Genomic DNA, 21,876 nt, shown 5'->3' with positions numbered 1-21,876 from the left:
CCTTAGTAGTAGACGGCCTAATAAGGAGAATTAATATGGAGATGATGAAGCCAATCCCCAGTACAGAGATTCCCCGAGGGGAGGAATGGTTGTACGAGGTGAAATATGATGGTTTCCGCTGTGTACTGACATGGGACACAAAGGGGAAAATTACACTTACGAGCAAAAACAATAAAGAATTAACGGCAAACTTCCCAGAAATAGTTGCAAACTGTCAGGAACTGGAACCTAATGTGTTAGACAAATTGCCTATAAAAATGGATGGAGAAATGGTTGTGTTAAATAATCCTTTTCAAGCAAATTTCTCCTGGATTCAAAAACGTGGCCGCCTAAAAAATACAGAATCCATTCAAAAAGCATCGAATCGGCGCCCCGCTTCATTTATGGCATTTGACTTGTTACAAGAAAATGGTAGCGACCTTTTATCGCAGCCCTTCAACGACCGAAAAAAAGCACTGAATGATTTATTTAAAGAACATATAAAAAGCAATCGTATACAGTACGTGAACTCTTATGAGGACCCAGAAGAATTATGGAAAAAGATCTATGACCATAAAGGTGAGGGAATGATTGCGAAGCGGAAGAAGAGCAAATACATAGGAGGAAAAGGGCATAGAGACTGGTTTAAAATGAAAAATTGGCGTAGCCTTCAGGGTTTTTTGACCCATTACGACAATCAAAACGGTTATTATTCCTTTCGTGTGTTCGATGGAAACAAAATACATGAAGTTGGGAAATGCAAACATGGGTTGGATGACGAATCCGCTGAAACACTGAGGCAGTTATTTATAACCAATGGTGAAAAATCAACAGGAGGATATTCCTTGCCACCTGCTATTTGTGCTTCGATTCATTCGTTGGACTTATATAAAAACGAGCTAAGAGAACCAGAGTTTGTCCAGTTACTCCCACAGGTTTCTGCGCAGGAATGCACAATAGAGAAATTAATGATTGATCTTGCAATGATTCCAGAACGAATAGGAGTATCGAAGACAGAAAAATATTATTGGCCGGAGAAAAAAATTACCAAGGGAGATTTGCTATTCTATATCCGAGAGATTTCGCCCTATATGCTTCCCTTCTTAAAGGAACGGGCCCTAACATTAATAAGATGCCCAGATGGCGTGGAGGAAGAACATTTTTATCAGAAGCACTTACCAGACTATGCACCAGATTTTATCGATAGCTTGAAAATAGGGAACGACCGAATAATTATTTGTAATGATATGGATTCGCTTGTTTGGTTCGCTAATCACGGAGGTCTGGAGTATCATGTCCCTTTTCAAACAGTGAATAAACCCAATCCGCTTGAGATAGTATTTGATTTGGATCCACCGAACAGAGAGCGTTTTGACTTAGCAATACAGGCTGCCAACATAATCAAACCTTTGCTGGATGACCTTGAACTAATCTCATTTGTCAAAACGTCCGGGAATAAAGGCATTCAGATTCATATCCCAATTCCAGAAAACAGCTTAACCTATGATGACACTGCTGTTTTCACACAGGCGATTGCCTACACGGTAGAGGGAGCCTATCCAAATTTATTTACAACCGAACGAATGAAGAAAAAACGAAATGGCAGATTGTATATTGATTATGTTCAGCATGGAAAAGACAAAACAATCATCGCACCCTATTCCCCACGGATGACCAAGGAAGGATCCATTGCCACCCCGTTATTCTGGGAAGAAGTTAATGAAGATTTGACACCAGAAAAATTCACCGTCAAAAACACATTAGACCGTGTCCAGGAATTAGGCTGTCCTTTCGCAGACTTCTTTGAGGTTAGAAATAAACAGAATTTGGATAAAGTAATGAAGTTGATTAAAGATTAATAAGAGAAGTAGCGAAAAAGGATTAAGACCAATAAATGGAAACATCCAATGAATCCTGCAAAAAGAAACTTACTGTTATTCATATTTCATATAATTTTGGGTAAATTATCAACTATTAACTTAGAATATTATTGGAGAAAAAATAAAAGAAAGGTGTTAAAAAAAATGAAATTAACTTCTGGTGAAATTACCAATTTGTGGAACATGTATATGAATGATAGTGGTGTCATTTGTCATTTAGAATATGAACTAAATAAAGTGGAAGATATAGAAATAAAGGGGTTAATTCAATATGCTTTGGATATATCAAAATCACATATCAATACAATAACCAAGATACTAAATAGTGAAAACTACCCTATCCCTCATGGGTTTAAGCTAGATGAAGATGTGGACGTTACGGCTCCTAGGTTATTTACGGATACTTATTCTTTATTTTCTACTAACAATTTAGGGAAAATGGGGCTGAATGCATATAGTGCAGCTTTACCATTTGCCGTAAGAGAAGACATTTATACTTTTTTTAGTGAATGTCTACGTGAATCAGATGATATTCTTAAGAAGACCAATGATTTATTGTTATCAAAAGGTTTATATATGAAGCTACCACTTCTTCCAACCCCTGAAAACTTCGATTTTGTGGAGAAGAAAAGCTTTCTTGCAGGTTACTTTAGAGAAAAAAGACCATTAACTGGCGCTGAAATCACGAATCTTTATGCCAACTTTCAAAGGAATGCACTAGGTTCTGCCACCATGATTGGGTATAGTCAGGTTGCAAAAAAGAGTGATGTAATTGAATATATTTTAAAAGGGAAAGAAATAGCACAAAAACATTGTGAGATATTTGGATCTTATTTAAGCGAAAGTGATATTCCTAGTCCTACGACATTGGATACAGAAGTTACGGATTCAACCAGTTACACGTTTTCTGATCGAAAAATGATGTTTTACTCTACATCCTTAACTGCTATAAGTGTTGGTTATTACGGTACAAGTATGTCCATGAGCCCTAGGAGAGATATTGGGGTCATGTACAGCAGACTTATAGGGGAAATCTTGAAATATGCAAATGAAGGGGCTAAAATAATGATTAAATATGGGTGGTTAGAAGAGCCACCACGGGCACTTGACCGTGATCAATTAGCAAAGAAGAAAAAATAAGGAATGTAAAAAATCGGAGGTAAATGAATTGAGAAGAAGTAAAAAAACAACATCAACAGCGTCTTAATTTCTTCTTACCATGGCTATAATATCTTTCGGACGACATTGAGCCGATCTTTGTCATGTCCATCAAACTCTGGTTAAACTCTTGCACCCAATCGTTTAAGTGTCAATTAATCTATTATCAAATTCAGTTATGAGGAATACTGCCCCTTTTACAACATAATAAGAACACTTCCCTTTTATTTAAAGAAAGCACCTGATAATTTAACAACATATATAATATCTACTATTAAATATACAAAAAACTTACAATTCTGTAATATCTCATTTATTTTTATATAAAAATAGGAGTACAAAACTCTATGCATTTGCACTCCTGAATTAGTATGTTATTTACTGTTTTATCCCCTATTACTAGAACTCATAACTTTATTACGCGCTTTTGTTACCTTCTAACTGAATCGTTGTGATGCAGGTATTATCCCCTTCAAATGTAGAAAACTGGGATTCTGCTTTTTTTCCGTCTTGGGTAATGGCGATGTTATATGTTTTATCACGTTCTAACCATAGATCAAAAAAGCCGTTTGCTTGTGTTTCCATTGGTTGGTCGAGAATGACATTGCCCTCAGTATCTTCTATATACACATGAAACTCTTGTTCCACTAATTCACCTTGGCATCCTGTTAGACTATGATTCGCACATGGGTGTGTTGTTTCAATGAATGAAGCGATAGAAACAAAGAATTCATCTTCTGGTAAATCATACGTTGTCTGGTTCTCATCACTGTCTGTTACAATAAGCTCATCAGAAGTGATGGAAGCAGCTTCTGCTGTAACATTCCCTATGCTGTAATCATTCACTAACTGCTTTATATCCTGTACGACATCATCCGCTTGCTCGTTTTCATTACCAGGTAACAAATACACCCCAACACCAACCACCAGCACCGCAAGGACTACTATAATTATATTTTTCACTTGTTATCAACTCCTGTAACTTTTATCTATTAATAATTAAGTTTTTTCACATATACAACATACCTATCATACCATAATTATAATTGGTTTCTATGAGGTAGTTTGAATATTTAGTGAAGGATAAGCTTAGTTCTAAAAAAAAAATAGCCACCATTAAATGATGACTATCGATAAAAAATACCCACAGCTAAGCCTTCTTCCACTTCATTCTCATATAAATAATAACACCAATTAATACCAATATAATTCCTGTAAGTCCCCCAATAATATAGGAGGTATAAATATTCTCCCCGTTCTTTTCTGTTTGTACATCTTTAACAGCTTGGTCGTTTAGCTCTTCTACTTCCTCACTTTTTATTTCAAAAGACTCTTCCCATTCCCATTCCTGATGTTCTGCACTTGCCTGAATGGTTAGTGAATACAATCCAGGATCAAAACCCTTATTATCCCAGTCAATAGGAAAGTCCATTGTTGAATTTGGTGCCATTCGATAATTCTCTGCTTGCACTGTTTTTAATTCTTCACCAGAGGAATCATGTACAGTTGCCGTTACATTCAGGTTATTCACAATAACAGGCTCGCTGTTCTGTATCGTTGCTATGATAGCTGTACGATAGTTGACTAAATCAGGTCGAACATCTTTTAAATGAAGGTTTGGCTCCATCTCAGTGTCTGTTTCACGTAATTGCAAACCAAGTACATAGGCATACTTATTTTTAAGTTGAACTCCCTGGGTATCATCCGCTTCTTCCTCCATTACCTTCTCTACATGAATACCTCCCAGAATGATGCCATCGAATTCCTCTTTAGGCATGACAAGAGTTATAGGAAAAGTCCTAGATTTCCCAGCAGGAACATGTATGACTTCATCACGTACTGCCGCAATATCTGTCATAGGATAGGCTAAAGAATCATCTGCAATTGCATCCACATTCGAATAGTCAATAAGACCATTTCGATTCGTTGTTGCATTGGTTACTTGAACAGAGAATTCCGCATCCTCATTAGAGCTATTAAAGATATCTACAAATATCTCTTGTTCTTGCTCTGGTTCCATCCATAAATCAAAGTATGTTTGCTTTTTATCAATCTGGTTTTCTGGGATTATTGCACGGATGGAATACCCAACCCTTTCCCCAGTAGCAGCAGTTGCTTCTTCTATAGAAAAAAGGAAGACAAGTAAGATTACTAGAAATAATTTCAATAGTTTCATTATCTCACCACCGTCATTACATTCTAAAATAAATTGGCACTCTATGCATAAGGGGAGTGCCAAGTTCTCTAGTTCATTCTTCCACTTCTGGTGCTTGTGGAGTATTTTCTAGTGTCCATGTTAAGGTGGAAGTGTACATTTCATCTTTTGCTGTTCCTCCTATTACAGTTAAAGATACACTGTCATTGAGGTTTTCCGGGCTTTCATCTGTTGGAAACCATCTAGTTAACCAGGAGCCACGACCTTTACCTTCTTCAGCATAAACTACCGGTTTAGTCACATTATCAGTTGTTAATTCTATGTCTCCGTTATTTATTGGTATTGGCGCTCCATAATCCACATAGTTCGTATGAGTTACTATTGTTGCATTTTGGAATTTTATTTTTGCACCTTCTAATTGGTCATCATCTGATTCAAAAGGAGTAGCACTGACGGTTACAGTCCACCCTGTTGCTTCTCCACGTTTATCAGTAACTTGAATAAATGGCTCTACATTTTTAGTATGATAAGTTTTATCTATTAATGAGATAGTCTGTTTTCCAAAGTCTAACTTGGGTACATAATCTATACTCAACGGCCCACTATTATCTGTTTTTCCATCATCGCCTTCACCTGGTTCATATGGTTCATCAGGATCTGTAGGGTCCAAAATATCATTAGAATCGGTATCCTCAATAAACGAAATACTTGCTTTTGAATCCCCTTTAGAAACACCTTCTGCATCTACATTAGACATACCTAATAAAAACGTTAAGAATATAACTGCAATAAACAAAAAGCCCATCCGTTCCCACATACAAATCACTCCTATATAAAGTATTTTACGGAGTATCTTCTAAAGTCCATTGCACTGTGGTAGTATACTCTACTCCCGGTTGCGCTTCCATAGGATTTAATTTCAATAGTATTCCTTCGTCCTTATCCCAAGTAATAGTAGTTAATTCCTCTTTACCTGTAGTTCCTTCCTGAATGATAACTTCATCTTTTAAATAGGTCGCCATATTATTATTATAAAATATTATAGTTTCAGGACTTAGCGAGTGTCCGTTAGTAGCTGTAAGCGGCGTTGTTGCCTTTGCTTTTAATTTCCAGCTTGAACCTTCACCACGTGTATCACGAACATCAATCGCCCAATCACTTTCTATTCTAGGAATGATAATCTCTTCAAATCCAATCTTAGTTTCTTTAAACTGAATTTCATCAGGGACAAATAACTCCAAAATAGTACCAATAACTATTGTTGATGTTGGCTTACTTTTATTTCCTTCTTCATCTGTGAGGATTACGGTAATTTCCGTTCCAGCTTTTTGTAGTGGCACGTCAACACTCAAATTCCCATCTTGATCTACCCTTCCATTATAGGTTCCATCTAGAGTGATAACTTCAACCGTAGTATTTGCTTTTCCTGTCCCAGTAATTACCGTATCTTGGTCTGTAACATCATGAACCACAGGAGCTACAAGAGATGTTTTTAACTCATCACTACCACCTTCAGTAACAATAATATCTAAGTCAACAACTCCTTTTGTAGTAGCTATTCCATAAAATTTCAATAATCCATTATCAGATGTAGGTAAGGAATCTACTCCTAATTGTGATAGATTAATTTTCAGTTTCGCACTCAATGTAGAAATGAGTCCTAATTGAATTGTAGTCGCACCCTCTATGGTTCCCCTATCCTTATTGATGGTCAGTTGATCTCCGTTTATGGTTCTTATAGGACTAATACCCTTTTCAATAGTAATCTCTGCAGCATTTCGAATTTCAGGATGTTCTAATATAAATTTGAATTCCTCAGGTAACTTATATATATAATGAGTATTAGTACTAATTGACAATAAAACCACTCCATGAATATCTAATACTAATTCATTAGTCTCTTCTGAATAATCCGCATCCAAATTTTGAATTTTTAGCAGGCTAAGATCTAAAGCCTTGACAGTATATTGTTCTTTACCAGTAACAGGGATAAAAATAAAAATAATTGTGGTCATAAGAACTATTAATACCTTCATTCATTTGGAACCCCCCTTTTCATTACCATAAACTTATTAATTATACATATATAGTTCCATAGTTCTATTATAGTGTAAAAATACTGTTAATTCCGAACCTTTTATGTATGTATTATGACAATTATATGAAAAAAAATAAAAGAAGGGAGGATTCCCTTCTTTATTAGAAAATGTTCATTATTAGTACCTATCTCTATAAAAAATCTATATCGCAATCTTCTCCGTCTCTGCATTCTTATCATTAAATGTTTGATGATCTAAATTCCCCAATACACGAGAAGTAATAGCACCAGAAACCATGGATCCATTTACATTCAATGCCGTTCTTCCCATGTCGATTAATGCTTCCACGGAAATTAATAAACCTGCTAGGCCGACTGGAAGACCCATGGACGATAGAACGATAATTGCGGCGAATGTAGCTCCGCCGCCGACACCGGCTACTCCAAATGAACTGATTCCAATGATAAGTACAAGTTGTAATAGGAACCCTGGTGATAGGGGGTCTATTCCAACTGTTGGTGCAATCATGACGGCTAACATAGCTGGGTAAATACCAGCACAACCATTTTGCCCCATCGTCGCACCGAATGAAGCAGACATATTTGCAACCCCTTCGTTAACACCTAGAGCTTGCCTTTGTGACTGAATATTTAATGGAATGGTTCCAGCACTAGAACGAGAAGTAAAGGCAAAGCCTAATACTGGTATAACCTTTTTCAAATATGTCATAGGATTTAGTCCAAATACACCAACTAGAATTAAATGAATGATAAACATTGCAATTAGTGCAACGTAAGAAGCTAAGACAAATTTCCCTAGTTCGATGATTCCTGCAAAGTTTGTACTTGCGACCATGTTTGTCATTAATGCTAAAACGCCAAAAGGAGTGAGGCGTAGAATCAACGTGACAATACGCATAACAACGGCATATAACGAATTGACAATCTTAATAAATAAATCTGCTTGTTCCGGATTTTTCCTTCTTACTCCCAGAACTGCAATCCCTACAATAATGGAGAATAGAACTACGGCAATGGTAGATGTTGGCCGGTCCCCTGTCATATCTAGAAAGATATTATTAGGAATAAAGTTTAAAATTCGCTGTGGTGTTGTTTGGTTTTCCATATCTGCAAAGCGTGCTTCCAGTGACTCTGCACGTTCATTTTCGGCTTGCCCTGCTTCGATTTGCTCCGCATTTAAATCAAATAATAGTGATGATCCTATACCAACGAGTGCAGCAACCATAGCGGTTGAGATAAGGATACCGATAATCCATCCTGCCATCTTCCCAAGATCTTTTGTTTTTTCCAGATTAATGATTGCTCGAATAATAGACACCATTACCAACGGCACAACAATCACCATAAGCAGGCGAACATACCCACTACCAACAATGGTGTACCATTCGGTTGTAGCGGTTAGTATTTCTGATCCATTTCCGTAGATGGCTTGCAAAACAACTCCTAGAACTATTCCTAGTCCCATACCTGTAAATACGCGCTTGGAAAAGGAAACATGTTTCTTTTGCATATACACTAATAAACCTATAATTGCTAATAAAACTGCGATATTAACGGTAATGAATAACATATCCATGTATTATTCCTCCTTTTATTTATTTGTTCTGTTAAAATATATTAATCATATGAAAATAGTATGCTTTAAATATACAACTAGTTCCTGGTATTATCAAGGTAAAATCTTAAATCAATTGAACTATGAAAATTCTGTCTATGTATGGTTGATCATGAACAAAAAAGGGTAGCGCTTCGATAGAAGTTAGCTACCCTTTTTTTCGCAATGGTATTTTAGAGCCCAGTACATTTTAAGAATGAACAGTCACATATTCTTAAGAACAACTCTCATTAGTTCTTATGGTTATAGAGAAGTCTTTATACTTACTTATCTCTCAAGACAACCTAGCGTCCAATTCAAGTTCTACGTTACCTTGGATTGCGCGAGATATCATGCAGCTTTTTTCTGCTTTTTCTACTAGTTGTTTCAGTTTTTCTCTTTCTTCCGCTGTTGCCTGTGATTGTAGGGAAACGGATGGTCGATGGATGATTTTCTTATATGTGAAAACACCTTTCGTTACGTCGACAATGCCCTCGGACTCTAGAGACATCTCATTTAATGGTAATTTTGCACGTTCAATCATGGCGGCGAGTGTAATAATATAACAGGTCGCTGCTGCACCTAACAGCATTTCGTCAGGATTCGTGCCAATTCCAGGTCCATCCATTTCAGGTGGAATGGAGATTTTTGTTTTTAAATTCCCTGCCTCAATGTAGCCTTCACTATTTCTTCCACCAGGCCAATTTGCTTTTAAATGGAAATGATGTTCAGCCATGTACTACTCACCTCAACAATCTTTTTACACACAACTATTAAAACATATAATGAAGAATTTCCCCAAGAACTACACCTATTATAACGATCATCCATGCTGGTTTTTTCCAGAAACGAAGCAAGGCAAATAAAACTGCTGCAAGGGCAAAGTCAACTCCATTCGTAATCCCACTCGTAAATACTGGATCGTAAAAGGCAGCCAGCAAAATTCCTACTACACTAGCATTTACACCAGCCAATATTCCCTGAAATCTGGAGCGATTTCTTAGCTCACTTAAAAATGGCAGCGTCCCTATTATGAGTAAGAAAGATGGCAAAAACATCGCTATCGTTGCAATAATTCCACCCGTAATACCATTTATCATAGTCCCTATATAACTAGAAAATGTAAATAACGGACCTGGAACAGCATTTGCCATCCCATAACCAGCTAAAAACTCACTGCTTGTTAACAGCCCATTCGGAACCACTTGCTGCTCCATTAAGGGGAGTACGACATGGCCTCCTCCGAATACAATGGAGCCAACACGGAAGAACATATCAAAAATCGTGACATAACTATTTGTCGTCACCTGCGCAGCGATAGGAAGCCCGATTAATAATATGGCTAATATAGAAAGAGAAATAATTCCTTGTGTTTTCGTAATGGATATTTTAATTGGATGTAGTTTCGATTCTGCCTCTTTGGAAAACATCAAATAACCAATTAAAGCTGCACCAATAATAATTGCTATTTGCATCCATGCGGAAGGGAATGCAAGTAAAATAAATAAAGCTATTAGCGCAATGGCTATGCGAGGGCGGTCAGGTGTTAATTTCTGTCCCATCCCAAAAATGGCATGCGCGACTACTGCTACAGCAACAATTTTCAGACTAGCAATAAAGGTAGCATCACCTAACGTATACGTCTGAAAAAGTAGGGCAAAAGTAATAAGGACGATAACGGAAGGAATGGTAAAACCAAACCATGAAACCAAACCACCTAATAGTCCTCCGCGCAGCAAGCCAATGGCAATTCCAACTTGGCTACTTGCAGGGCCAGGCAAAAATTGACATAAGGCGATAATGTCTGCGTACAATTTATCATTCAGCCACTTTCGCTTATCTACATATTCATCTTTAAAATAGGCTAAGTGTGCAACTGGTCCGCCAAATGACGTTAATCCCAGCTTAAGTGAAGCACCTAAAATTTCCAGTAGAGAACCCTTTTTTCTCATAACTCCCTCCTCATCATTTTCTCTCCCATAAAATTAACATACCAACCAATTCAAAACCATCCTATTTACATAAACTTTACATTGTCATATTCATGAAACTTTTTACCAAGATGAATCGTACTAATTAATAAGGAATGGAAAGGAGCTCCCGTCTATGTATGATAACAAAGTTACGGATTATATTGATATATATGAAAAACTACGAATGAACATGAAGTGGAAGGTTTCTGATAAAAGAATTTTGATGACCATTGCATCTATTTATGTAATGAATCAAAAAGAACTGGATATAAAACGTTTCTTTGAAGTTGCAGATGAAATTAAAAGAAAGGCTAGTCTTTTTTCTTCCATGAAATCCCATCCCCGCTTTACGACTGGAGCTTTACTGGATGTGAACTTTGATCATCCCAAAAGCGAGGTTTCAACCCTTTTTCATTTATATCAAGCGTTTCGAAAAGTTAAATTCAGCAGTGGTACATTTACTTATATGGCCGCTTCTATTGTTTTAACAAATAGAGATAGGATTCAAGATTCACAATCTGTTATCCATAAAGCAAAGGAAATTTACGATGAAATGAAGAAAGAACATTTCTTCTTAACAGGGACTAGTGATTATCCACTTGCCGCCCTGCTAGCGTTTGAAGAACGTCCAGATTTGATTTCCCATATTGAACATTTCTATGAGGAGTTAAGTAAAAATGGGTTCTCTAAAGGAAATGATTTGCAGTTTTTAAGCCATATTCTCTCATTGGATAGTGATACAAGTGCGAATCAGCTTATAAACCGCAGCATAGAAGTGTCTGATAGTTTTAAGGAAAAAGGAATTCGGAGAAAAAGAATGTATTATCCGATTATCGGAATGCTATCACTCTTACCTAAAGAAGAATGTAATATGGACACGATCATTGCTGTTTACGACAAACTTAATGATCATATAAAGTGGCAAAAAGAGATGAATCTTATTATCGCGGTAAGCTTGTTTATTAACGATAAGCTTGAAGCTAGTGGACTAGCTGAAACAAGCATTTACACGACATTAGAAACGATTCTTCAGGCACAGCAAGCAGTAATGGTCTCTACAATGGCTGCAGCTTCTGCGAGTGCTGCAACTAATGGAAATAATTGAGGACGGACTATCATAGTTCGTCCTCAATTATTTCCTGCAATATAATGGCTTGATTATGCTTTTTATCTTTTGCTGCATATAACAAAGTAATGGTTTGGTTTGCCTTTACTATATCTTTTAATTTAATGAGCTCTTCTTTCTGTTTGCCGCTTTCTAGTTCTTGTATATACTTTTCCTTAAATTCATCAAATTTTTCTGGGTCATGGTTGAACCATTTTCGTAAATCAGTGGTTGGGGCTATTTGTTTCAGCCAGTAGTCTATGTTTGCTTTCTCCTTGGACATCCCCCGTGGCCAAATACGATCAACTAAAATTCTTACTCCATCATTTTTATCAACATCTTCATAGATTCGTTTTATCTTTACAGGCATACTCCATTCTCTCCTTTCATCTCACAAAACATAACTCATTAGAAAAACTCGTATCCGCTCTTCCTTTACTGAATTTGCTGGTTAAAATTATTTTTATTATTTATCTTTTAAAAAAAGCAGCTACTCCTATAGAATAGCTGCTTTTAACAATTATTTATGCTTGCACATGCTGTTTCTCTGTTTCCTTTTTAGGGCTTGAGAACCAGCCGATTAATGCGATTAACACTAAGGTTCCGTAGAAGATAACTTTCCATACCGTTGAGTGTGGGAAGTCATGCGGTATCCATCCAATGGCTTCGTGGGCAAATACCATAAGCATTAGTTTCACACCAACCCAACCTACAATCACAAAGGCTGCAACCTCTAGGCCTGGGCGATCATGAAGTAGACCGACAAAGATATTGGCTGCAAAACGCATGATGATTAGACCAATCATACCTCCTGCAAAGATAACCGCGAATTGCCCTGCATCCAGACTTCCAACTGTACCTAAGCCACTAGGCGGAAGTGCTACTGCTAAAGCAACCGCTGCTAGAATGGAGTCTACTGCAAAGGCAAGATCGGCAAATTCCACTTTGACCACCGTCCACCAAAATTCCTTCGGTGACGCTTCGTGAATTTCCTCTTTCTCTCGTTTTGCTTTGTCAGCTTCTTCGTCATCCGGTTTCTTCGGTTTAAACCTGTCATACAGATTCTTAAATGAAATAAATAAAAGATAAATTGCTCCAAGCGCTTGAACCTGCCACACATCAACTAAGAATGAAATGACGAATAGCGAGCCGAAACGAAGGACAAATGCACCAGCCAGACCATAGAATAAAGCTCTTTTTCGCTGTTTTTCGGGTAGATGCCTTACCATTATTGCTAAAACTAAGGCATTATCAGCCGCCAGTAACCCTTCAAGGGCAACAAGCACTACTAATACCCATAAATACTCGATGATTAATTCTGCTCCCATGTACTTCTCTCCTTAAAAAGTTGGTCTCACCAACAGGTAAAAGACACAAAAATAGACCTTTACCTGTTCGTGGTAAAGGTCTCGCTAACAACATTTGTTGCCAATCAAGCCGGAGATGATTATCTCGTAATGACGACTTAAATTGTACAGCTACTCCCCTTTAAGGATTCATATTTATCTATTAAACATGTTATTTTCAAATATGTCAAATAGGATGACAGTTAATCGAATTGAGCAAACGCACTATGAAGCCTTATTATACTTTAATAGACAGCATTTCTTCCATTCGTTCCGCCATTGCTTTCTCCAGCACAGATAGTTTTGATTCACTGTCCTTCATGCTTATTCCGCATACGCCATAATAATATTTGATTTTTGGTTCCGTACCAGACGGACGAATACAAACCCAAGTATTATCTTCCAACATAAATTTGATCATATTTTCCTTAGGAAGTTGTATCCTCTCCACTTTCCCATCCGTCTTATTTATACGCTGCCTTGTTAGATAGTTTTCTACCTTTTCAACGTTCATGCCGGCAATTTCTACTACTGGTGTTTCTCTGTAATCATCCATTATCTTTTCTATTTGGGTCATGCCGTTTTTCCCTTTTAGTTCAATGGAGGACATTCCTTCTACATAATACCCATGTTTTTCATATAAATCATGCAATGCTTCCAATAGCGTTTTACCTTGTTGTTTCCAGAAGTAGGCCATTTCTGCTGTCATTACTGCAGCCTGGACTGCATCTTTATCACGGACATATCCACTTACTAAGTAACCATAGCTTTCTTCAAAGCCGAACAGAAACGTTTCACCAGTTGAATCAAAGGAGTTAATTTTTTCCCCAATATATTTAAATCCTGTTAAGGTATCAATGGTTTTCACACCATATGAATCAGCGATTGCTTTTCCTAGCTCTGTTGTTACCACTGTTTTGATCATTCTGGCATTTTGGTAAATCACTGGATTGCTATGCCGTAAAACATAATCTAAAAGGAGGGACCCTAACTGGTTACCAGTCAATACGTGATAGTTTCCTGTTTTATTTTTCACGGCGACACCAAGTCGGTCTCCATCCGGATCCGTTCCAAGCAGAATATCTGCATCTATCTTTTCCCCTAAGTCCATTGCCATGTGAAAAGCTTGATGTTCTTCCGGATTAGGAGATTCAACCGTGGAGAATTCTGGGTCAGCCTTCACTTGTTCCTCAACTACGTGGACATTGGAGAAATGATGTTGCTTTAAACCACGCATAATCAAATCATAAGAGCTTCCATGCAAAGGAGTGAATACGATTTTAACATCTTTTTCCATTTCTAATGTATCTGTTCCCAATCTGGATATATAGCTTAATCTTCCTAAATAAGCATTATCAATTTCATCGCCTATCCAGCTTAACAGTGCTTTTTCTTCAGCTTCTGTTTTCTCTAGGACAGAGACTTGCAACTCATCTTTGGTTTGATTAATATACGACAACAATTGCTCCGCTTCATCTGGAGTAATTTGACTGCCATTTTCATTATACACTTTAAGACCGTTATATTCGGGCGGATTATGACTTGCAGTAATCATAATGCCAGCTGTTGTACTCAGATATCTTACTGCAAAAGAAAGCAACGGTGTTGGTCGTATGGAGTCAAACACGTGTGTTTTAATGCCATAAACTCCCAATACTTTTGCTGCTTCTATGGCAAACTCTTTCGACATATAACGCGAATCATAAGCGATAACCACCCCTCTATCTCGAACATTCACTCGATTATCGAGAAGATAGCTTGCTAGACCATTAACCGCTTTTCTTACTGTATATTTATTCATACGATTTGTCCCTGGTCCTAATACTCCACGCATACCACCAGTTCCAAACGTTAATTCTTTATAAAAGGCATCTTCTAGAAGATGCTTTTCTTCTTTCATCGAATCTAATTGCAGTTTCAAAGATTCATCTAAATCCTGAAACGAATCCCATTTTTTATAACCTTGTTCCCAAGTGCTCATCCAATTATCCTCCAATAGTCATATGGTCAAATTTTAGCACATATTTGTGCTATATTCTACAACAGCTTTTAAATAAGCCTAGTAGTGCCGATTCGTATGAAGTATTGGATAATTGGCTAGAATAATAGTATGAAGCTCTATTCAAGAGTTTTATATTATAATGCTCTCGCTTACAGGTATGAATGTTTTGTGCTGGGATTCGCTCCGGCAGAATACTTCGCTTTCCGTAGCGGATATATAGCCGTATTCTTAATTAAAGTAATCATTAGTCTATTCAAAACGTAATGTAAAGTCATGTAAAAAACAACAATCTTTTAGAAAAGAGCCTTATTACAAAATAGCTAAGATAAAATATCGGTCAGACTTTCTATTATTACTGTTTATAGGTAAAATAAAGAATAATTACAAGGATTTGGAAGTGGTGAGTTACATGGTTCATAAAAAGTGGTTCCAATTATTGGTATTTTTGATTCTATTTTTTCTACTAATCTTATTATTAAACTATACAAGTTTTATATTCATACCAATCTTACAATACGTTGGTGCGATTGCATTCCCGTTAATCGGTGCTGGTATTCTTTATTATATAACCAGGCCGTTGATGAAGTTTTTTGAACGAAAATTAAAGATTGGTCGTATATTGTCTATTATTCTTGTATTTTTAGTTCTTATTTTGTTAGTTTCATTGTTTATTATGTATGTATTTCCAATTGTACAAAGACAGGTTAATAATTTAATGTACGCAATTCCAGGGATGATTGCAGTTGTGGAAGACTTCATATTTTACTGGCAAGCGAATTACACAAGCATACCCGTACAGATTCTTCAAGCAATTGAGGATTTTGTCGGCAATATTCCTAACCATATTCAAAATTTACTAGATCACCTTTTTGGATTTCTCGGAGAATTCATTGGACAGGTTATCAGTATTGTTGCAGGGCTTGTGATCATGCCATTCTTCTTATTCTTCATGCTAAAAGATGGGGAGAAACTATTACCATTTATTCTGCAGATTTTCAAAAAGGAAAAGGCAGAAAACATTCGTAATTTATTAGAGAAAATTGATAATGTCTTATCTGCATTTATTCAAGGTCAGTTATTTGTTAGTTTTTGTGTTGGTGTATTATTATACATCGGCTATCTTATTATTGATTTGGATTATGCCTTAATTCTCGCCTTGTTTGGTATGATGACCAATGTAATTCCATATTTAGGGCCATTTATCGCCGTTACTCCTGCACTTCTAGTCGGATCATTGCAGGAACCTATCTATTTTGTCTGGATTTCCATTATTATGATTGTTGCACAACAAATAGAAAGTAATCTAATTTCCCCAAACGTGATGGGACAAGCATTAAATGTCCATCCATTAACCGTAATGACTGTTATTATTGCAGCTGGAAGCATTGCAGGATTTTTAGGTATCCTCTTTGCCGTACCAGTGTATGCTGTGGTTCGAACAATTATTGTTCACTTTTATCAAACGTATGTAGATTCCAAAGAGAAAAAGGAAGATGCGTTGATTTAGGGGAAGGCTATTTTCAAAAGATTGCTGCTTTTGACACATAGCTTTGTTCCATATCTTGTCTTCAGACACGTGCTCTTCCCTCAGGAGCCGACTGCCATCCGCTCCTATCAACCATCTTAATAGTGGTAGGTTATATTTGCATAGCATATTTACATGCAAGGAGAGTCAAGGCGCCCAACTAGCGAAGGAAATACACGGAGACTTCTGCGGGAGGAAAAGCCTAGGTGAGACCCCGCAGAGCGTCAGCTCGAGGAGGCTCAGCAGCTGCCCGCGAAAAGCGGAGTGTATTTCCGTAGCGGATATAAAGCACTATTCTTCATAGTTCCTATCAGTGTGATATGTAATAAGCAATAATACTTTCGAGAAAAAAAGCCTAGTGGATAAAGGCTAGGAATTGTTCATAATCTTAATTAAGTCCAACCTCTTTCTCTTGCTTTTGACCATGTTTTATCCTCGAAGGAAGGTTAACTAAACTCATAAACTACGGAAGACCCTACTTCATCGTATCCTATTTTTCTATAAATGCTATTGGAGGTTGGGTTGTCACGGTCTGTATACAAGCTGCAAAACTGATATCCTTCATCAAGCAGTTTCTGACTAATTGCTGCTACGGCACTTGTTGCATAGCCTTTTCTTTTGAATAGATTTGGTGTAAATACGGCATTAATCGTCGCACCATGTTTGGTTCTTCTGGACTGATTTACCATGGAAACTGCTTCACCATTCACTTCCCACAAATACATGGTCTTATTTTCAATATATTTTGTTGCCATTTGGCTTGCTTTAATTTCCGACATAGCCTCATTCGCTTCTTTTCCAAATTGAATAAGCCAACTCTTAATTAATTCGTGATCAGCTTTTTCTGCATTTCGTAAAATTCCTTCTTGACTGGGGGTTGTATTTACTTTATCTAACTGATAGATAAGCTGATTCATATGTACAGATGCTTTTACTTTTTTATGCTTCTTCCACTCTTCCACAAATCGTTCTACTTGTGAGATGGGGCCTAGCACACCTGGGACTTTCATTGCTTTTTTGTATAGGAAAGTTGCCACCTGCTCTGCCGCACGATCATCCATACCATCGACATCTGCCAATATCCAATTATTTGGTGGAGTTTGCATAAAAGCATAAAGGACTTCTCCATTTTCCTCCATATATCCAAAATGGGCATCTTTCGTAATCGTTGTTTTGAAATGTTCGATTAATCCAAGCATGAGATTATTAGAAGCTTCTTTTTTCAATAATAAAGCTTCTACTTTTTCTATGTAATCCGTAATTGAGGAAGAAAATGCTATTTTCATATCCAAACCTCCGTGTGTAAAATCTTACTTTTTGTATGTTATTAATAGATTCATACTTTTAAAATTTGAGTTGTATTATTTGTATAAAGTTCAACTAAAAAATGATGAATAGTGCTATTACCCGCTGCGGAAATACACTACGCTGGTGTTGAGCTTTTATTCCTAATTGTTGTTGGGATTTAATATGTGTTTGAAAAAGCAATAGTTATGATAAAGACCATGTCTCCTCGATACAATAAAAAGCAACAAACCCTTCATTATTTATCGGACATATCCTTTACTTCTAAGAATCCGCTAAGTTTTATGTATAGATAATTTGCAACACTCTTTCACTCATTATAACGGAAATTATTGTTTTTTAAAGGTCTTTTAAGCTAGACTATAGGAAAGGGGGATTTGGAAGTGTCAAGAAAAGAATTGGAAGCAAAATTAGCAGAATTGAAATCAGATTACGTGCGTATTCAGAGTGATTTGGATAAATTGGAATATGTTAAGGGAAGAGTTTCGTCTGCACAAGAACAATTAATCCGCTTGGAAGATGAAATTGCAGAAGTCAATCGTCAATTGGATGAATTAGAATAAAAACAAATGAAAATATCTTAGTAATTAGCACCCTAATATCGTCTTGACAATAGTAAATGTCACTGCACGATTATGGGTGCTATTTTAATTGTGGTATTAATCATGAGACATTAAAAAATTTTTCAAAAAACGTTAACCTTTTATGATAAAATATAATTAAATAATTTTGAATATTAAGTTCCTAATTTAAATATCTATTCGTGCGAGGAGGGAGTTTATCATGGAAGAAAAAAATACGAAGCTTAAAAAATCATACGTAATACAACTAGTATCTGGTGGAGTAGTAGGAGCAATTTTAGGATTCATGGCTTATTATGGTGATTGGTTAACATTTTAGAAAGGCTATTTTCTAAAATTGTTTCTTATTTACCTAACATTTTATATAGACTCTTGATTACTTTAATTCAGAATACCGCTTAACCCCCGCTACGGAAATACACTACGCTTTCCGCGGGGAGCTGGTGAGCCTCCTCCGTGCTGACGCACTACGTAGTCTCACCGATGCTCTTCTTCCCGCAGGAGTCTCCGTGTATTTCCGCTAAGTTGCTGCTTTATTTGTATAAACAAAAAATATGTTGTTTATAAGAATAAAATAACGGTCTTAAACGTGTTTCGATGAGTTATAATCTCAAATACATTTTGCAGCTATCTTAGCGTAGGCAGAATGCGGAGACTCCTTGAAAATAAAGTGCGATTTTCTTCGTGTGATGCAATGCTGACGTAGCCTTCCTTGTCCTGCGGGAAAAGCACGTGTCCGAAGACCCCGCAGGACAAGGAAAGCTTCATCAGCGAAACATCGCACGCAGAAAAAAGTGGTCTTCTTTTTTCAAGGAAGTGGGTTTCTTCCGAGGAGGCTGAGGCCGTGCCCGCGAAAAGCGAAGTATTCTGCCGGAGCGGATGACAGCACAAAATTGTTGTAAGCGAGAGCTGCACTATTCTTAATCAAATAAGTCAGGAGTTTCTATTAACTGTAAAACTTCAAAAGGCAACAAACTATACGAAAAGAACCTTCCAAAAGATTGTTACTTTTAAACATGATTTTATTTCACATTTTGTATAGACTTCCGTAGTGGGTGTTAAGAACACTACATTGAATTCAGATTATATGCGATTTCTATCAACAATAAAAGTTCAATAAGCAAACGAAAAAAAGTGAAATCCAGCTGGATTTCACTTTTTTTCATTTTTTCCTACATTCATGCGGTTGTTTTCTATTTTCGCTTGAATTTTTTCTTTTTCTTTAAGTGGAGGTGTTAGACTCACAATAACATCCCCAGTTGCTGGAACGGTACGCATTTCCTCTGAGAAAAATTTAAGAACGCCATTCGGTTTAATCAAATATAAGAAGACCGTTCTTTCGTCTTTATCATCTAAATACTGCTTTAACCCATATTGCTCCGTTAATGTTGTTTTTCGAAATACGTAGCCTTCTTCAATTTTATCGATGAGATTTTCTAATGAAAACTTCCGATCAAATAATATTCTTCCGCCAACTTTCGGAACCACCCCACTCGAATAACCATCCTTAAAGTGGGTGTACGGACTTATCTTAAAGACATTCGTACGTCCATATTCAGGTAAGAAAGTCGTACAGGTTAACGAATTTAAGGCATTATCATCGGTGGCAGCAAGTAAGTAATCATACGGAATTGTATCTAACATATGCTCGGTTTGTTCAGAAAGCATATCTCCATGATAGAACGGTACTCCTGCTTGCCTCGCAAGACTTAAATTCTCCCAAATATCATCCACTACAATAACTGGTATATTTGCTTTTTTCAGTGAGTCCGCTAACCTGACAGTAAACTTATTACTGCCGATAATTAAAGCACCAGGGTTTCCTTCCTGTGACAAGTTTAATTTCTTAGCTAACCAACCCAGAGAAAATCCGTGTGCAACAACCGTTGAAAATACAAGCGCAAAGGTTAGTGTAGTCAAAATTTCTGCATCTTCATAACCCGCTCCAAGTAATACACTAGCAAAGTAACTGGACACGGTTAATGCAACAATTCCCCTAGGAGCAATCCAACCAAGAAGAATTTTTTCATTTAGTGACAGCCCTGTTCCAATCATCGATAAGAAAATGGATAGCGGTCTAACTATGAACATCATTAATAACACATATCCGATAATATTAGGACTGAAAATTTGAAGCAAGGTTTCCACTTCCAGAGATGCGGTAAGCATAATGAAAATGGTGGATATTAATAGAACAGAGATGTTCTCTTTAAAATGACGCATATCCGAGATGGAACTAATTCCCATATTGGCTAACGTAATCCCCATCGCGGTTACAGATAGAAGTCCCGTCTCATGCATCACCATATCTGCTGCCGTAAAACAGAAAATAACCACAACGACAATGGCGGGTGATTTTAGAAACTCAGGAATATGACCTGTTTCAAACATCCAGCCTAACCCTTTTCCTAAAGCCCAACCGAATATAACAGCGAATAACGATGCTGCAAAGAACAATAAGAGCTGTGTACCATTCGGATTTTCTGCAGTTATGACTACAATGATTTCAAAGGCGAATACAGCTAATAAAGCTCCTATAGGGTCAACAATTATTCCTTCCCATTTTAATATCTTTGCAGGTCTCGGTTTTAATTTTGCCTGACGAAGTAATGGCATAATTACGGTGGGGCCCGTTACGATAAACAGACCGCCAATGACAAAGGCAACTGCCCATGATAGGCCTGCAATATAATGAGCTGTTAACGACCCAAGAATCCAAGCGATAAACGCTCCAAGTGTGGAAATTCTAAAAACGGGTTTTCCAATACCCCTTAATTCTTTAAAACTTAAATTTAAACTACCTTCAAAAAGAATGATGGCAACTGCTGCTGATATAATCGGACCAAACAGATCACCAAAATCTTTCTCCGGGTTGATAATTCCAAAGACCGGGCCTATTAGTAATCCAGTAATCGACATCACCACAATAGCAGGCATTCGATAACGCCAAGCTATCCATTGTGAGGCAATCCCTAAAATACCAATTAGCGCAATCTCTAATAATAATGAAGGAACCATCCCATCCCCCCTAATCATTAAATTTGTATAAGGACATTTTATAGATGTATGAAGAGAATGTAAATCTTAAAATACCTAATAATCTTTTTTAATAATAATCAGATAAGTAAAATAGGGTCTCTACTCAGTTTCTCCTATTCTTTGCAAATTATTGCCCTTTCGTCTGAACATAAAACTTTAAATACCTATTATTACT

The 21,876-nt window shown here is 36.9% G+C and carries 17 protein-coding genes; 5 read left to right on the top strand and 12 right to left on the bottom strand.

The genetic code is table 11. The annotated features are described in order from the left end of the window. The first annotated feature begins 35 nt into the window (after positions 1-35). Both D8M06_RS13600 and D8M06_RS13595 read left to right on the top strand, forming a co-directional pair. Entirely contained in the window at positions 36-1,838 is a 1,803-nt protein-coding gene (locus tag D8M06_RS13600; RefSeq protein WP_121204953.1) for a DNA ligase D, read from the top strand. Between the two features lie 165 nt (positions 1,839-2,003). After that, entirely contained in the window at positions 2,004-2,999 is a 996-nt protein-coding gene (locus D8M06_RS13595) for a DUF3231 family protein (RefSeq protein WP_121204993.1), read from the top strand. A 435-nt stretch (positions 3,000-3,434) separates the two neighbouring features. On the opposite strand, the gene D8M06_RS13590 is transcribed toward D8M06_RS13595, so the two are convergent. From D8M06_RS13590 to chrA, 7 genes are all read right to left on the bottom strand, one after another. Continuing rightward, complete coding sequence (locus D8M06_RS13590; RefSeq protein ID WP_277749484.1) at positions 3,435-3,929, bottom strand: CueP family metal-binding protein; 495 nt, start codon at positions 3,927-3,929, stop codon at positions 3,435-3,437. A 238-nt stretch (positions 3,930-4,167) separates the two neighbouring features. Further along, positions 4,168-5,193 (bottom strand): WxLIP family cell surface protein, encoded by a 1,026-nt coding sequence (locus D8M06_RS13585; RefSeq protein ID WP_121204951.1) that lies wholly within the window; start codon positions 5,191-5,193, stop codon positions 4,168-4,170. Between the two features lie 73 nt (positions 5,194-5,266). Continuing rightward, positions 5,267-5,989: a WxL domain-containing protein gene (locus D8M06_RS13580; RefSeq protein WP_121204950.1), complete on the bottom strand. Its 723-nt coding sequence runs from the start codon at positions 5,987-5,989 to the stop codon at positions 5,267-5,269. Positions 5,990-6,014: 25 nt separating this feature from the next. Further along, the gene (locus tag D8M06_RS13575) at positions 6,015-7,208 is read right to left on the bottom strand and encodes an Ig-like domain-containing protein (RefSeq protein ID WP_121204949.1); all 1,194 of its coding nucleotides are present in this window, start codon (positions 7,206-7,208) and stop codon (positions 6,015-6,017) included. A 204-nt stretch (positions 7,209-7,412) separates the two neighbouring features. Further along, a complete protein-coding gene (locus D8M06_RS13570) occupies positions 7,413-8,807 on the bottom strand; it encodes an L-cystine transporter (RefSeq protein WP_121204948.1) in 1,395 nt (464 codons plus the stop codon). 313 nt (positions 8,808-9,120) lie between these two features. After that, on the bottom strand, positions 9,121-9,561 hold the full coding sequence (locus D8M06_RS13565; RefSeq protein ID WP_121204947.1) for an OsmC family protein: 441 nt from the start codon (positions 9,559-9,561) through the stop codon (positions 9,121-9,123). A 37-nt stretch (positions 9,562-9,598) separates the two neighbouring features. Then, a complete protein-coding gene (gene chrA, locus D8M06_RS13560) occupies positions 9,599-10,777 on the bottom strand; it encodes a chromate efflux transporter (protein ID WP_121204946.1) in 1,179 nt (392 codons plus the stop codon). 154 nt (positions 10,778-10,931) lie between these two features. Between chrA and D8M06_RS13555 the strand changes: the two genes are divergently transcribed. After that, positions 10,932-11,903, top strand: a complete 972-nt coding sequence (locus D8M06_RS13555; protein WP_121204945.1) for a DUF4003 family protein — start codon at positions 10,932-10,934, stop codon at positions 11,901-11,903. Positions 11,904-11,913: 10 nt separating this feature from the next. Here the strand turns inward: D8M06_RS13555 and D8M06_RS13550 are convergent, their stop codons facing one another. The 3 genes from D8M06_RS13550 to D8M06_RS13540 form a co-directional block, all read right to left on the bottom strand. Beyond that, positions 11,914-12,273 (bottom strand): DUF488 domain-containing protein, encoded by a 360-nt coding sequence (locus tag D8M06_RS13550; protein ID WP_121204944.1) that lies wholly within the window; start codon positions 12,271-12,273, stop codon positions 11,914-11,916. A 154-nt stretch (positions 12,274-12,427) separates the two neighbouring features. Continuing rightward, the gene (locus D8M06_RS13545; protein WP_121204943.1) at positions 12,428-13,231 is read right to left on the bottom strand and encodes a TerC family protein; all 804 of its coding nucleotides are present in this window, start codon (positions 13,229-13,231) and stop codon (positions 12,428-12,430) included. Between the two features lie 256 nt (positions 13,232-13,487). Then, on the bottom strand, positions 13,488-15,230 hold the full coding sequence (locus tag D8M06_RS13540; RefSeq protein ID WP_121204942.1) for a phospho-sugar mutase: 1,743 nt from the start codon (positions 15,228-15,230) through the stop codon (positions 13,488-13,490). A 430-nt stretch (positions 15,231-15,660) separates the two neighbouring features. On the opposite strand from D8M06_RS13540, the gene D8M06_RS13535 reads away from it, so the two are divergent. Continuing rightward, the gene (locus D8M06_RS13535; protein WP_121204941.1) at positions 15,661-16,758 is read left to right on the top strand and encodes an AI-2E family transporter; all 1,098 of its coding nucleotides are present in this window, start codon (positions 15,661-15,663) and stop codon (positions 16,756-16,758) included. Between the two features lie 464 nt (positions 16,759-17,222). Here the strand turns inward: D8M06_RS13535 and D8M06_RS13530 are convergent, their stop codons facing one another. Continuing rightward, positions 17,223-18,062 carry a GNAT family N-acetyltransferase gene (locus D8M06_RS13530; protein ID WP_121204940.1) on the bottom strand — a complete coding sequence of 280 codons (840 nt, stop codon included), beginning with the start codon at positions 18,060-18,062 and terminating at the stop codon, positions 17,223-17,225. A gap of 402 nt (positions 18,063-18,464) precedes the next feature. Here D8M06_RS13530 and D8M06_RS13525 point away from each other — a divergent pair, with 402 nt between their 5' ends. Next, positions 18,465-18,644: an SE1832 family protein gene (locus tag D8M06_RS13525; protein ID WP_121204939.1), complete on the top strand. Its 180-nt coding sequence runs from the start codon at positions 18,465-18,467 to the stop codon at positions 18,642-18,644. A 1,170-nt stretch (positions 18,645-19,814) separates the two neighbouring features. On the opposite strand, the gene D8M06_RS13520 is transcribed toward D8M06_RS13525, so the two are convergent. Then, entirely contained in the window at positions 19,815-21,680 is a 1,866-nt protein-coding gene (locus D8M06_RS13520) for a cation:proton antiporter (RefSeq protein WP_121204938.1), read from the bottom strand. Between the last annotated feature and the right edge of the window lie 196 nt (positions 21,681-21,876).

Source organism: Oceanobacillus halophilus (assembly GCF_003628505.1).
GTDB lineage: Bacteria > Bacillota > Bacilli > Bacillales > Amphibacillaceae > Oceanobacillus > Oceanobacillus halophilus.
This window is presented reverse-complemented; position numbering and strand designations above follow the sequence as displayed.